Source organism: Peribacillus sp. RS7 (assembly GCF_041956845.1).
GTDB lineage: Bacteria > Bacillota > Bacilli > Bacillales > DSM-1321 > Peribacillus.
In genome coordinates this window covers 4,330,546-4,344,411 of sequence record NZ_CP168135.1, presented here as the reverse complement: position 1 = coordinate 4,344,411, position 13,866 = coordinate 4,330,546, and the positions used below count along the sequence as shown (strand labels likewise).

Genomic DNA, 13,866 nt, shown 5'->3' with positions numbered 1-13,866 from the left:
CATGAAAAAAAGTTTATTGCTGCTTTTCCTGGTCGTCATTCTTGCCACCATACCGTTAATAACCCAACAAGGAACGGAATTTGGCGGTGCCGACGGCGAAGCTGAAGAAGCCATCACTAAAATTCAGCCGGAATACAAGCCTTGGTTCAATAGTATTTGGGAGCCGCCAGGTGCAGAAACCGAGAGCTTATTATTTGCGCTGCAAGCTGCAATCGGAGCTGGTTTCATTGGATACTTCATTGGCGTAATGAGACAAAGGAATAAACAAACCAAACAAGAAATGAACGAAAAATCGAAACATGTTACTCATTGATAAATATGCCTATTTCAATGGGCTAAAGGATGTACATCCGTTGGAAAAGATGATTTTTGCACTCTCCCTTATGCTGTTTTCGTTAACGGTAAGGGATTTGGCCGTTTCGCTCATCACTTTTATGGTGATGAGCGCTTTAATCATTTTTGTGGCAAAAATCCCGCCTTCGTATTATCTGAAATTACTCTTATTACCAGGATTCTTTCTAGTATCAGGCACACTTACCATCCTTTTTTCTATCTCCAGTACATTTACTTCGATGCCGAATATTTGGTGGTCCTGGAAAGTCGGAAATTGGCAAATTTTCATCAGCGATGGCAGCATTGGTACAGTGATCAATTTGATCACTGTCGTATTTAGCAGTATAAGCTGTTTATATTTCTTAACCTTGACTACACCCATTACCGTCATTCTATCCGTACTGCGAAAACTTAAAGTCCCTTCCTTATTGATCGATTTAATAGAATTGACCTATCGCTTCATCTTTATTTTTTTAGATACAGCTTTGGCCATTCACTTAGCACAAGCTTCAAGACTGGGATATGGTTCGGTAAGGCAAGGCATTCGATCTCTCGGGTTACTAACCTCATCATTATTTTTGGGAGTATTCCAGCGCTCTGGGCAATTGACGATGGCCATGAACGCAAGAGGATATCAGGAGAACCTTTCTTATATCGAGGATACTTATACCTTTTCCTCACGCAATTGGCTGATCGCCATTGTAATACTAGGAAGCTTAATCCTTATTTATGGATATATGTAAATTGGAGGCAATTCAAAAATGGAAGAGCATATCTTTAATATAGAGGGCCTCACGCATCAATATGCAGATGGGACGTTCGCGATAAAAGATCTTTCAATACTGATTCAACAAGGTAAAAAGATTGCATTATTAGGCAATAATGGAGCCGGTAAATCGACTCTATTCCTCCATTTAAATGGTCTTTTACAACCAACATCAGGAACGATCAGATTTAAAGGCAAGAAAATGAAATATGACCGTAAAGCATTATTATCATTACGAAAACAAGTCGGAATCGTTTTTCAAGATCCCGACTCCCAGCTTTTTTCCGCTAATGTTCAACAGGATATATCGTTTGGACCGATGAATTTAGGATGGGATAGAAATGTAGTCCATGAGAAAGTGCAATGGGCGATGGATCAAACGGAAGTAACGGAAATGAAAGACAAACCTACCCATTTTTTGAGCTTAGGGCAAAAAAAACGTGTCGCCATTGCCGGGGTACTAGCCATGGAACCCGATGTCTGGCTCTTAGACGAGCCTACCGCTGGATTGGATCCTTATTTCTCCAGACAGATCATGGCTCTGCTGGACAGTATCCACCACCCAGACAAAACGATAATTCTATCAACTCATGATGTTAATTTAGCCTATCAATGGGCTGATGAAGTCGTTGTCATGAACGATGGTAAGGTCATATACCAAGGGGACCCTGTATCCGTTTTTCATGATGAAGACATTTTGATGAAGGCTCATCTCGAGAAGCCGTGGGTTTTTGAAATGTTTCAAGCCCTTCTTCAATCAAGAATACCCGGAGAAAAGGAACTTGTCCCCAGAACGAAGGAAGAATTGCTTCAAAAAATCGAGACAGAAAAAATTTATTAATTAAAATCCCCTAGCTTCTTTCATCATTCAAAAAGCTAGGGGATTAAATCATTATATTCTTAAAATATCAGTCGAAAATTCTTGACCCTAACCAAAAAACAAGTCATTTCCTTTCTTCCTCAGATTCTTCTTTTTTAATCTCGATATCCTTTCCGTTTACATCATCAATGACAGCTTTTATCTCGCCTTCCGCATAAGTATCCGAAACTTGTTCGTGGGTTGTAGCCAATCCAGAAGATAAAGTATCTTCCCGTTTATAATCGCTGACATCATATGTTCTTCCTGCGATTTCTGAAGATTCATTTTTTGATTGCTTGCTATCCATTGTTTTCACTCCCAGTTTTCAAATTGTCCAATCATCGATTGACAGCAGTAATAAAGACAAAGGTATTTTGTGTAAAAAACAAAGCAATATTCAATAATGATAAAAAAAGGAGGAAAAAAGGCTGACTCTACTTATTTTCAATCAATTGATTCACAAAAAAACTTACAAGCAAAATCCCTTCTCAAGGACTTTACATGTAAGCTTAATAAGAGGTTAGGCCTCCTTCTTCACATCCACATTATCGTTTGGGTCACCCCAACATTCCACATTCTTCAAACCTTTAATATTGTTCACATGGAAGACAGGATTTTTCCCACTTTTCTTTTGCTTTTGATAATCCGCCAGTGCAGCAAATGCAATTTTCCCAAGTAATGCTATGGCTATTAGGTTGATAATGGCCATAAGGGCCATCAGCAAGTCAGCCAGTCCCCAAACAAATTTCAGTGAGGCAAGCGAACCGAATATCACCATCCCTACAACTGCGATACGATAGATGTTTAACCAAACCTTATTTTCATTGATGAAGCCAATGTTCGACTCTCCATAATAATAGTTACCCACAATGGAACTAAAGGCGAATAACAGTACAATGATGGCAAGGAAAATGCCAGCCCAAGATCCCAATGCGGTTCCAAGGGCATTTTGGGTAAGAACGATTCCATCCGTTTCCTTCGATGTATAAAGACCTGAGAACAAAATGATGAAGGCAGTCGAACTGCAAATGATGAGCGTATCGACAAAAACACCCAGAGACTGAATGAGCCCTTGCTTGACAGGATGACTGACATCAGCAGTCGCACCAGCATTAGGTGCACTACCCATCCCGGCTTCATTTGAAAACAAGCCGCGCTTGATTCCCTGCATCATGGCTGCTCCCAGTACTCCGCCAGCCACTTCTTTTATTCCATCGAATGCACTTTCAAAGATCAAAGCAAAAACACTCGGTAACTCGGTAATATTCATGATGATGATGATCAACGCCACTATCACATAGGCTCCTGCCATGATGGGAACGATAACTTCAGATACCTTTGCAATCATTTTGATCCCGCCAAAAATGATGACAGCCGTTACGATAGCCAGGATGATTGCCGTAACCCACTTTTCAATTCCAAATGATTCGTTGAATGCGCTTGTAATCGTATTGGCTTGTACCGAATTGAAAGCAAGTCCAAATGTAAGCGAAATCAACACAGCGAACGCGATCCCCATCCAACGGGCATTCAATGCTTTTTCCATATAATAGGCAGGACCGCCACGGAATGCATCCCCATCCTTGACCTTATAGATTTGAGCAAGTGTACTTTCAATAAAAGCCGAAGCAGCTCCGATCAGTGCTATTAACCACATCCAGAAAACGGCTCCCGGACCTCCCATGGTGATTGCGATGGCAACACCTGCAAGGTTACCCGTTCCTACCCGCGATGCCGTGCTTATGCAAAATGCCTGAAACGATGTCACACCTTTTTTATCAGCTGTGGCCCCTTCGCCCAATAGCCTGAACATTTCCCCTACCATTCTGAATTGGACAAACTTCGTGCGGACGGAAAAATAAAGACCCAATCCAATCAACATGATGATCAATATGGAAGACCATAACACATCATTTGTCTCACTAATAAATTTTTCTAACATCTCCATTAAAACAAACCCCTCTACTTAACTCTAAATATTATTTCAAAAACATATACAACTATAATTTATTTCCCGATTCATTAGGGAGATAAACAAATGAAGCCCATAAAAAAAGGAAATTCCAGAATGAATCTCCAATACAATAATATATTATATCCTAACTCACATTTTTTTTCATTCATGATTTGGTGGAATCAATCGAAAAAATATATATCAATATCATTCTCTAATGATATTAAATCATTCTGACTCACTTCATTTAACATTCACTACAACGTTAAATAAATTCCATTGTTATCCTTAATATTCAAAAACATCTTATATATAGTGCATAAAAGCCTCACACGTCCCGATTCCAGGTTATCATGCGAGGCTTGTTTTGCATTCATCTGCTCTATCTTATATTCTGGTTTGCTGTAGGTCTCAATGTTGAAATTAGGCTTTTTTATGATATCCTTGTTCTGCCTCTCCTAGATGGTTGGAATACCTTGTGCAAACATCTTTCTTAATTCTTTCTTGTCAATTTTTCCAATCGGCGTTAATGGAAACTTATCAATAAAATAGACTACTTTAGGAACCATATACTTAGAGGTTCTTTGTTTGCAGAAATCAATTAATTCCTCACTAGTACAGGTCAATCCTTCTCGCAGTGTTACCACGACACAAACTACTTCTCCCCAATCTGGATGGGGAACGCCTATGCAAGCACTTAATGCAACAGAAGGGTGCTGGTTCACCACTCGTTCCACTTCTGAAGAATATACATTCATCCCGCCTGTAATGATCATATCTTTCTTCCTATCTACAATATAAAGGTAACCGCTTTCATCCCATTTACCAATATCACCAGTGTAGAACCAACCATCACGGATGTATTCTTGGGTAAGATCAGGTCTTTGATAATAGCCTACCATCATTGCTGGTGATTTTACGATAATTTCTCCAAACTCGGATGGTTTTACATCATTTCCATCTTTATCAATCAGTCGAACTTCGGTGAAAATGCACGGTTTTCCACAGCTTTTCAAAATTTCCGAATTGTTATGATAAGCCCATAAATGAGCGCTTTTCGATAGTCTGGTAATGACAATATTACACTCTGTCATGCCGTATTGCTGGCGCATGATAGGCCCGAATACTTCAAAAGCTTCTTTAAGGCGCTTTTGTGAAATTGGTGACGCGCCGTAGAAGATATTTCGCATGGAGCTCATATCATATTCCATCTTCTTTGTCTGATCAAGGAGTCTGTATAACATTGTCGGTACCATGAATGTCGTCGTAATTTTATGTTCCTTTATCGCCTGTATGAATGCTGCAGCGTCAAATGAGCCCATCACATAGACATGGACGCCCGAAACAAGGGACCTCCAAAGTAATGAACCGGCAGAATGCACAATTGGCGTACTTAGCAATACCCGGTCTCGGTCGTCTAGCGGGTCTTCGATAGCCGCAGAAAGTATGGCGGCGCCGAGTCCTTTCTGGGAATGCATGACGCCTTTGGGTGTACCCGTCGTCCCGCCTGTGTATGACAGAAGGGCAATGTCTTTTTCTTCAGCTAATGGCAAGTCCATATTTTTTATTTCACCGGGCCATTGAAACTGTTCAAACTCCTCCGGATAATTAATATTAAATCCAGGAAGCCCAATGATATGGACACCGTCCTTCTTCATTTCTTCTAAATACTCAAATAAGGTGTCAAAGTGTGTCTGCGTAGCTATTATGACCACTTCTGGTTTTGCTTCCTTTAAAATGAATTTTATTTCTCGTTTCCCCAGTTTTTCACTTAATGGCACTAGGGTAGCTCCACATTGCTGGATAGCCAAACCAAACATCACACTTTCCAAACTGTTTGGAATGATAGAAGCTATGCGGACACCCCTTCCTGCACCCAGGCGAAGTAAATAAGAAGAGATAAGTTCTGTTTTTCTCCATAACTCTTCGTAAGTTATCGTTTCTCCGTTTGGCAACAAGGTAATAGCCGGCAGTTCTCCAAATCGTTTCATTCCTTTATTCAACAGTGACTGAAATGTCAACTTATTCAGCATATATCATTTCCTCCCTCGATAAAGGTTTTACCCTTTTAATAATGCTTTGGCAATTGTATTTTTTTGAATTTCTGAGGTTCCGCTTAATATCCGATACATTCGTGCACTCCTGTACATCTTTTCTACCGGATGCCCTTTTACCAAGCCTTTAGAGCCGAAGATTTGGATAGCCTTATCGGCCACACGGCTATTTACTTCTGAAGCAAACAGTTTAGCCATGGAGGTGCCGGCCCGATCCTCTTCTCCTTGATCGATTTTTTCAACCACATCATAGACCATGCACTTTGCCGCGTAGATTTCCGTCGCCATTTCTGCGAGCATATGCTGAATTGCCTGGAAGTCACCGATAGGCCGGCCGAATTGTACTCGCTTTTTAGCATGTTCAATAGATAAATTGAGAAGGTGTTGAGCCATCCCGATGAAGCCGGCCGCATGGGAAGCGCGATTTGTGTTTATTCTTTTCAATCCGAGCAGTAACCCTTTTCCTCTTTCTCCGATTATATTGGCGGCAGGAACTCGACATTGATTGAAATTCAATTCAGCATGTATGCGTTCTCCTGATAGTGGGACTTGAATGTCTCCTAGTTCAAACCCCGAATGATGGGGTGTTTTTTTATCTACCAGGAAAGCAGTGATTCTATCTTCTTTTTCTCCTTTCTGAGTTTCTTTCGCTATGACAATGGCGAAATCAGCATAGGGGGCCGCACTGATAAAATGTTTTTTACCATTTAATATATACTCATTCCCGTCTTTAACGGCTGTTGTTTCGATAGCAAAAGCATCTGATCCAGCATTTGGTTCTGTAAGGGCAAAGCAGCAGCTAGCTTCTCCCGTCACCACCGGCATCACATATTTTTCTATTTGCTCCTGTGTAAAACTTTCCAACATCTGACCAATTCTTAGCGGCCCGCCAACCTCCCCTATAACCTGCCCCCATAAAACCGCTCCGGAACGGGCCAATTCTTCCTTAAACATGCATAGCCCTTTTAAGCTAACATCTTGTCCCCCATATTTTTCAGGGAGGTTAATCCCGTAAAAGCCCAATTCCCTGGAGCGTTTTCTTACCCATTGTATGGCTTCCATCGGGATATCCTCTTCAGCGTTTAATTCATGCTCCTGTTCGTAGGGAAGCAATTCATTTTGAATAAAATCCTGTAACTTTGTTTGAAGCACCTCTAATTTCTCTTCCTTCATAGTTACCATAGTTTTCCCCTTTCACCTTTGAATTTCGCATTTAATTTAATATTCAAAATGTTATAAAATTAATTTTAAATGTAAATTATATTTAAGTAAATTAAAGAAATATGATACAAACATAAGAAATATTGATGTAAATGCAAAAAAATATTAGTTTCCCAATCACCATAGGAAACTAATATTTAAGAGTAGTGTAGAATTCGAGACATTTAATAAACTCTCTTGCAGCTTTTGAAAAATGTTGCTTCTTAGAGCGAACGTAACCGAATTCCATTGAATTATTTTCTAGCTCCACCAAAGGAATAGCCACAAGTTCCCCGCTTAGGAAATAGGGATCGCTGTTAATTCCAATATCATACGAAAAGGAAATGGCTAATCCTTCAGCGACCGTTTTTTTGATAATCTCTGTATTATTTGTGAAAAACAAAATATTCATCTCACCGTATAGAGTAAAAAATTCTTTAATAAATGTCTTCATTCTTGGTCCATTGTAGACGACTAAATCTTGGTCCAGCAGCTCTTGTGGGGTTATGCTTTTCCGGTTCACTAGAGGGGAATTCTTACTGACCGACACAATCACTTTTGCTTCCATTAGGGGCTGAAATTCCAACTCATTTTCTTTCGGTTTAACCCTTGGAATATTTAATAGTCCGATGTCTATCTTATCATTCAGTATATCTTCGGTTATCTCTTGTCCCCCTTTCTCTTCAATCATAATTTTCACCTCGGGATACTTCTTCTTAAATAACGCTAATGATTTAGGTAAAACCGTAAGAAATAAACCTTGTGTAGATGATAGGCGTAACTCTTTTTCCATCGTATCTGAATGTATTTGGGCACTGTCTCTTATTTCTTCCAATTTGCTTAATACTTCAAGAGCTTTCTGGATGATTTCCTTTCCATCTTCTGTAGGTATGGTTCCTAATCGTGACCTCTTGAAGATTTTTATACCTAATTCCTTCTCCAAACTCGTAATGGCCATGCTGATTCCAGATTGAGAGATATGTAGGCTTTCTGAAGCCGTGGAAATCGAGTTAACCTCGGCTACCTTAATGATATATTCCAATTGTTCAATATTCATGGTTCATTCTCCTTCTATCCTATTACAAATATAATACCTCTAACAGAAAGCCCTTTCAATTATAGAGAAGGAGAATCAGAACCCATCACAATGTCTGCACCAAAGCAGGACTCCATTCCTAGTTTTAAACTATGGTAGTTGTTTTTTCGTATTCTTTAGCTGGCTGTGCCCGATTATTTTTAATAGATACGGCAACAACCGTTCCCAATAGCGCCGTTATCACCAAAAACAGGAAAGCTGCATTATAGGAGTCATTAAACAAACTGATAATCAAACCGAGGGCTAAAGGAGAAACCGCACCTGCAATTTGACCGGCAAAAGTTACGAGTCCGGATGCAGAGCCCGTAAGTTCCTTTGGTGAGTATTTTATGATGATCGTGTATAGAACGGTTCCAAAGAAGGACAGCGCTACGGAGTTGAGAGTGAGATAAGTGATGATAAGTGCTATAGACGTGGCGTTAGACATTAAAAAGAGAAAAATTGCCGATAATAAAGCACCTGCAGCGGCAAGATACTTCTCCCGGTTAGCCATATGCTTATCCAGAAGCCAACCGCTTACATTAAACATCAAGAAACCAAAAATATAAGGGATTGCCAATAAACCCCCGGCTGCTATTAAATCAACCCCTTTTTCCTTAACCAAATATATAGGCATCCAAGTGATCAGACCATAGTTGATAATATTTGATATAAACTTGAAAGTTATGAGTTTCCAAATGTTTTCAATTTTAAATAAAAGTTTCAGAGCAACCTTTTTTTGTTTCGGTTTATCTTTTTTAACCGCTTGAGTTTCTTGAGGCTTTAGAATGAACCAAATTCCGAAAGAAATTAATATCCCTAGAATTCCGGCAATGGTAAACAAGCCCCTCCAACCGAAAGCCACCACCATGGAAGCGGCAAGTGCAGTACCTAATATCCCGCCAATATTCTGGGCAGACAAGAAAAACGAATTTGCCCGGCCCCGTTCTTCTTCCGGGAAGTTATCTCTTATAGTGGACATACTGGCAGGATAGAAAGGCCCTTCACCTAACCCGAACAGAAAACGGATGAATAATAAAGACATAAATGACCAAGCAAACCCCGACATTACCGTGAACAAAGACCAACTGAATAAAGAAACAGTAACCATGACTCTGGCTCCGTACTTATCGGTCATCCATCCACCAAGCGGTTGCATGAGAGAGTAACTAACAAAAAATATACTGATTAAAAAACCTGTCTGGGACGTATTGAGATGAAACTCATCTGCAATTGGAATAATACCGACATTTATGGCAACACGATCAAAAAAGCTTAAAATCATTCCAACAAATAAAAGGCCGCTAATCATTAATTTTCGTTTCTTACTTGCATACAGCTGCATTCCCCATCACTCCATCTTTTATATTTTCACAAAACTCCCCCCCTTGAAGGAAGCGCTTACAATCCCTTTCAAATTACAAGACTTGAAATTTTTCTTTTTATGGTTATTGATTATTGTTCTGTGACTTTTAGGAGCGTTTCATTCATTAAAAAACAATGAATGAATTTATTAAAACGAAAATGGATGCCTACAGGATTAATTGATACATTCAAACCCACGAGACTATATATTAGACTCGTGGGTACAGATATTGGTCACCGATCCATCCTGCTTACAGAATATAAAGCGATTGATTATCACGGAGTAACGATATTAATCTTTGGTTGAAATTGATCCAGCAAAGACAAGAAATCTTCGAATTTTTCTTTATTACCAGAAATGGAAACTTTCCCGGCCGCCTCCATTTTGGATAAATCTTCACGTCCTAGAGCAATCTGATAGAAGGTTATTCTATCTAATGTTAATGTTGCATCAGGAGTGGACGCCATTTTCCCTTTTTTGAAATTAAACACAGAATTATCCAGATCAATCATGTAATTAGTTTTCGAATCTGTAAATTTCATATTGAATGTCATATTTTTATTTTCCGCTTTTGTTCCGTTTAATTTAATGGATAAGAATTTCAGGAAATCATCCATTGGCATATTGAGCAGCGTATCAAGATTCATCATTCCGCCACTTCCCTTCGAGTCTGCCACACCATTCCTTAACTCATCTGCGCCGGTAAGATAGAAATTACGCCACACAGAAGATTCAGCTGAGTATCCTAATTGCTCATAAGCTTTAGCCAGTAAATTTTTTGCTTCTGTATTTTTGGGATTGGCCATGACTACATGCTTTAAGACTTGAGCAACCCAGCGATATTCCCCTTTTTTATAATCAAGTTTTGCCCGCTTGATGACCTTCTTTTCCCCACCCATATATTCTATATATTTAGCTCCCGATTCCTCTTGTGGTAATGGATCCAAGTCGGATGGATTACCGTTGAAATATCCTAAATAAAAGTTGTACACCGCTTTTACGTTGTGTTTCAATGTTCCGTAATACCCCCGATTGGCCCAGACTTTATCCAACTTTTCAGGAAGCTTTAACTTTTCCGCGATTTCATCTGGTGTGAGACCTAAATTAGCTAATCGTATGGTTTGGTCATGAATATATTTGTACAAATCACGTTGACTTTCCAACTGTTCCAGAACACGGTCTTTCCCCCATATAGGCCATGTATGGGCGGTAACCATAGCATCTATATCTTCATTTCCAAACAGATCTACTGTTTCATCAAGTGCCTTTACCCATTTTAAGGTATCTCTGGTTTTAGCTCCCCTTAATGTATAAATATTATGTAACGTGTGTCCGGTGTTTTCGGCTACCACTAAAGTTTTGTAATCATTGATATAGTAATGCATCTCAGATGGAGCTTCTGAATCCGGCGTCAATAAAAATTTAAATGTTATTCCGTCTATTTCCACCGTTTGAATATCATCCTTTACTTCAATCGTTGGAGGTAAATAGCTAAAAGTTCCGTTACTTAATCCCGGGCCAATACCAGAAGTTACAAATCCTTTTTCATTTGCAGGTAAAAGATTTCCGAACATATACCCTGCACGCCGAGACATTATATTACCTAAAAGAATGTTCTCACTTAGCGCTTCTTCGTTAAATCCTTCTGGGACAATAATGGGCACCTTTGCTGGATTTTCAGCGTATTGAGCAATGCCTTTTATACCACCAAAGTGATCCGCGTGACTATGACTAATAACTATTGCACTTACTGGTTTTTTGGGTCGATGTTCAAAATACAGTTCCATGGCTGCATTGGCTGTTTCAATTGTAGAAAGTGTATCCAAAACGATTAATCCTGTTCTTCCTTCAACTATGGTAAGCACTGATAGATCCTGTCCCCGAACTTGATAAACTCCATCTACAACTTTAAATAAGCCCGTTATATTTTGTAATTGAGCCTGTCTCCACAAGCTAGGGTTTACAGTATAACTTGCCGGCTGATCTTCTTTGATGAATGAATATCGATTGCTATCCCATACTACGTTACCTTTTGAATTTTTAATTGGATTCATATTTAAAGGTGCAATAAATCCCTTATGTGCATTTTCGAAATCTTCCTTATCTGTAAAATCCAACTGTTTATAAACAGCCTTATTTGCTGAAATTGTTGAATGTGTTGCCGGCATTGGCATATCGGGCGCAGCATTTGTAACAGAAGGTCCTACTAGTAAAACAAAAACAAATGGAACGGAAACAATTCCTTTAATAAAAGATTTATTGGACATTCCATACCCCTTTCCCATTTGAGTTTTTAGATATCAAAGTTGTAATTTCTTCTTTATATTGAAACGGTAGTCTTTCTATTTTTTAAATATTTAGAATAATGTAACTTTATTTTATAATTGATTTGTCATTAAGTAAATTTACTATTTTTCATGGTAACTTCAATTTTATTTATATAAAATCCACTTGTATCCATTAATACAATTCGTTTTTTAGCTATGGCTCGGAAGCTAAAAAGCATTCATGCATACTTAATTTCCGGTATATTTTGAACATAAAGACATTATGAGATAGTTTTTTCTATAGAAAATATGTAATGCCCCATTTTGTTATACATTTCATATAAAGGTGCGTAAGCTGTATATCCAAATGCAAAAATGCCCCTCTCTATTGAGAAGAACCTTTATCCAATGTAAAAACCTCTAACTTTTTATATTGTAGAAGTCTTTGCTTTTGCATCTACTAATTCGAACCTTTAAGCTGGTTTAACGAAGATTGAGAACTCAATTCTAAAAATTAAAAGAAAGCCTGCGGCAATAAAGAAGGAATACACAAAACCAAGTGATACGTTTTCGTATGCGATTGTCAAGCACACCAGTGATAAAAGGCCTCCCTGCTATATTCATAAACGATGCGCTTTGGCTCGTCATTAATCCTGATCGGCCAGGAAGTAACTACATTAAAACCTTAAGGCTAGTCATTAAAAAAGTATAGGCACAGCCTTTTGCCATGCTTTGAGCGATGGTTATCCAGGTAGGGGCATGAAAATCGTGATGGAAGCCAAGACCATGCCTGTTTTCAATACGCTATATCCCAATTTCATCTCTGCGATTCTAGTAACGTAACCTGACCTCCATAGTCCCAGCCACATCGTAACCAAAACCATGAAAACGCTGCCAATAAACTTTTTTCAAAAATTATTTGAACACTTTGTCACCTGCCAAAAATTTCACTTTAAATGTAACCAAACGATGAGAGGTGACGTAATTCATTCACTATCGAAGAAAATCCACAAAATTAGACACCCCTATTTTATTAAAACGCTTGTTTTTCCTGACCAGCCACAGATTTCTTGTTATATCTATTCTGGAAATACCCACTTCCCGCAAAAAACCTTGTTCCAATTCCCTGGCAACTGTCAACCTTGGCAAAATGCTGATTCCAAGTCCAGCCTCAACCGCACTTTTTATCGCTTGAGTACTACCAATCTCCATGTAGCTTTCTATTTTTTCTAAAACCCCATGCTCCCTTAACATGTTTTCTACGATAAGTCGTGTCCCTGATATGGATTCACGCCATATCATCCTTTCATTTCCCAATTCCTCTAGCTGGATTTCTTTTCTGTCTTTCCATGGGTGGTCAAATGGACAAACCAATATCAATTCGTCTTCGGCGAACTTGTCTACAATAAAATCGGTGTTTTCCACAAGTCCTTCCACCAAGGCCAAATCAATGACATCGTTTGATAAATCCTCCAGAACCCGGGGGGTATTTTTTATCGTTAATGTCACTTTTATTTCAGGCTGTTGTTTTTTGAATTTCCCAAGCAAGCTCGGCAACAAATACTCGCCGATTGTCAAGGATGCACCTACTATGAGGTTAGCATTGTACTCGCCCGTTGATTGCTGAATCACTACTTTTGAATGGTTAAAGTCATTTACAATAGCTTTTGCAAAAGGGTATAACAACTTTCCTGCTTCCGTCACTCTTAGCCTCCCTTCCTCACGGTCGAATAACAAAGTGTTATAAAAATTTTCCAATTGATGAATCTGTCTTGTTGCCGCGGGTTGAGATAAGAAGCTTAACCTCGCTGCCTGGCTTATACTTCCTTCATCCACCACTAAACAAAACATTCTTAGATTTTCTATTTTCAAGAAACCGACCTCCTTGTCTTTTAATGGTTTAATAAAATGATAGCATCATATAGCTAAATGGTGAAATAAGAAAACACCGCTATTTCCCCTGATTAGGTGGGCATTAATGAAATTCTATAT

13 protein-coding genes are annotated in these 13,866 nt (G+C 38.9%); 4 read left to right on the top strand and 9 right to left on the bottom strand.

Going from position 1 to position 13,866, the window contains the following annotated elements; all coding sequences use genetic code 11:
- The first annotated feature begins 1 nt into the window (after position 1).
- Genes ACDZ29_RS21700 through ACDZ29_RS21690 form a run of 3 tightly spaced genes read left to right on the top strand, consistent with a single transcriptional unit; the run spans position 2 to position 1,940 of the window.
- Positions 2-313 carry an energy-coupling factor ABC transporter substrate-binding protein gene (locus ACDZ29_RS21700; protein WP_289324814.1) on the top strand — a complete coding sequence of 104 codons (312 nt, stop codon included), beginning with the start codon at positions 2-4 and terminating at the stop codon, positions 311-313.
- Positions 314-362: 49 nt separating this feature from the next.
- A complete protein-coding gene (cbiQ, locus tag ACDZ29_RS21695; RefSeq protein ID WP_375091195.1) occupies positions 363-1,076 on the top strand; it encodes a cobalt ECF transporter T component CbiQ in 714 nt (237 codons plus the stop codon).
- An 18-nt stretch (positions 1,077-1,094) separates the two neighbouring features.
- The gene (locus tag ACDZ29_RS21690) at positions 1,095-1,940 is read left to right on the top strand and encodes an energy-coupling factor ABC transporter ATP-binding protein (RefSeq protein WP_375088632.1); all 846 of its coding nucleotides are present in this window, start codon (positions 1,095-1,097) and stop codon (positions 1,938-1,940) included.
- Positions 1,941-2,043: 103 nt separating this feature from the next.
- Here the strand turns inward: ACDZ29_RS21690 and ACDZ29_RS21685 are convergent, their stop codons facing one another.
- The 6 genes from ACDZ29_RS21685 to ACDZ29_RS21660 form a co-directional block, all read right to left on the bottom strand.
- Positions 2,044-2,265: a YozQ family protein gene (locus ACDZ29_RS21685; protein WP_289324811.1), complete on the bottom strand. Its 222-nt coding sequence runs from the start codon at positions 2,263-2,265 to the stop codon at positions 2,044-2,046.
- A gap of 213 nt (positions 2,266-2,478) precedes the next feature.
- Complete coding sequence (locus ACDZ29_RS21680) at positions 2,479-3,906, bottom strand: alanine/glycine:cation symporter family protein (protein ID WP_375088631.1); 1,428 nt, start codon at positions 3,904-3,906, stop codon at positions 2,479-2,481.
- 464 nt (positions 3,907-4,370) lie between these two features.
- On the bottom strand, positions 4,371-5,945 hold the full coding sequence (locus tag ACDZ29_RS21675) for a class I adenylate-forming enzyme family protein (protein ID WP_375088630.1): 1,575 nt from the start codon (positions 5,943-5,945) through the stop codon (positions 4,371-4,373).
- A gap of 27 nt (positions 5,946-5,972) precedes the next feature.
- Positions 5,973-7,148 (bottom strand): acyl-CoA dehydrogenase family protein, encoded by a 1,176-nt coding sequence (locus ACDZ29_RS21670; protein WP_375088629.1) that lies wholly within the window; start codon positions 7,146-7,148, stop codon positions 5,973-5,975.
- A gap of 169 nt (positions 7,149-7,317) precedes the next feature.
- On the bottom strand, positions 7,318-8,223 hold the full coding sequence (locus tag ACDZ29_RS21665) for a LysR family transcriptional regulator (RefSeq protein ID WP_289316662.1): 906 nt from the start codon (positions 8,221-8,223) through the stop codon (positions 7,318-7,320).
- A 124-nt stretch (positions 8,224-8,347) separates the two neighbouring features.
- Positions 8,348-9,586: an MFS transporter gene (locus ACDZ29_RS21660; RefSeq protein WP_289324807.1), complete on the bottom strand. Its 1,239-nt coding sequence runs from the start codon at positions 9,584-9,586 to the stop codon at positions 8,348-8,350.
- Positions 9,587-9,745: 159 nt separating this feature from the next.
- Between ACDZ29_RS21660 and ACDZ29_RS21655 the strand changes: the two genes are divergently transcribed.
- Positions 9,746-9,913 (top strand): hypothetical protein, encoded by a 168-nt coding sequence (locus tag ACDZ29_RS21655; RefSeq protein WP_370014777.1) that lies wholly within the window; start codon positions 9,746-9,748, stop codon positions 9,911-9,913.
- On the opposite strand, the gene ACDZ29_RS21650 is transcribed toward ACDZ29_RS21655, so the two are convergent.
- The 3 genes from ACDZ29_RS21650 to ACDZ29_RS21640 form a co-directional block, all read right to left on the bottom strand.
- Entirely contained in the window at positions 9,883-11,874 is a 1,992-nt protein-coding gene (locus tag ACDZ29_RS21650) for an alkyl/aryl-sulfatase (RefSeq protein ID WP_375088628.1), read from the bottom strand. The genes ACDZ29_RS21655 and ACDZ29_RS21650 overlap by 31 nt on opposite strands.
- Before the next feature lie 743 nt (positions 11,875-12,617).
- The gene (locus tag ACDZ29_RS21645) at positions 12,618-12,743 is read right to left on the bottom strand and encodes a hypothetical protein (protein WP_375088627.1); all 126 of its coding nucleotides are present in this window, start codon (positions 12,741-12,743) and stop codon (positions 12,618-12,620) included.
- A 124-nt stretch (positions 12,744-12,867) separates the two neighbouring features.
- On the bottom strand, positions 12,868-13,746 hold the full coding sequence (locus ACDZ29_RS21640; protein WP_370014774.1) for a LysR family transcriptional regulator: 879 nt from the start codon (positions 13,744-13,746) through the stop codon (positions 12,868-12,870).
- Positions 13,747-13,866: the final 120 nt, after the last annotated feature.

Coding starts and splice junctions, on each gene's coding strand:
- ACDZ29_RS21700 (WP_289324814.1), top strand. CDS start 2: ATGAAAAAAAGTTTATTGCTGCTTTTCCTGGTCGTCATTCTTGCCACC.
- cbiQ (WP_375091195.1), top strand. CDS start 363: ATGATTTTTGCACTCTCCCTTATGCTGTTTTCGTTAACGGTAAGGGAT.
- ACDZ29_RS21690 (WP_375088632.1), top strand. CDS start 1,095: ATGGAAGAGCATATCTTTAATATAGAGGGCCTCACGCATCAATATGCA.
- ACDZ29_RS21685 (WP_289324811.1), bottom strand. CDS start 2,265: ATGGATAGCAAGCAATCAAAAAATGAATCTTCAGAAATCGCAGGAAGA.
- ACDZ29_RS21680 (WP_375088631.1), bottom strand. CDS start 3,906: ATGGAGATGTTAGAAAAATTTATTAGTGAGACAAATGATGTGTTATGG.
- ACDZ29_RS21675 (WP_375088630.1), bottom strand. CDS start 5,945: ATGCTGAATAAGTTGACATTTCAGTCACTGTTGAATAAAGGAATGAAA.
- ACDZ29_RS21670 (WP_375088629.1), bottom strand. CDS start 7,148: ATGGTAACTATGAAGGAAGAGAAATTAGAGGTGCTTCAAACAAAGTTA.
- ACDZ29_RS21665 (WP_289316662.1), bottom strand. CDS start 8,223: ATGAATATTGAACAATTGGAATATATCATTAAGGTAGCCGAGGTTAAC.
- ACDZ29_RS21660 (WP_289324807.1), bottom strand. CDS start 9,586: ATGCAGCTGTATGCAAGTAAGAAACGAAAATTAATGATTAGCGGCCTT.
- ACDZ29_RS21655 (WP_370014777.1), top strand. CDS start 9,746: ATGAATTTATTAAAACGAAAATGGATGCCTACAGGATTAATTGATACA.
- ACDZ29_RS21650 (WP_375088628.1), bottom strand. CDS start 11,874: ATGTCCAATAAATCTTTTATTAAAGGAATTGTTTCCGTTCCATTTGTT.
- ACDZ29_RS21645 (WP_375088627.1), bottom strand. CDS start 12,743: ATGTGGCTGGGACTATGGAGGTCAGGTTACGTTACTAGAATCGCAGAG.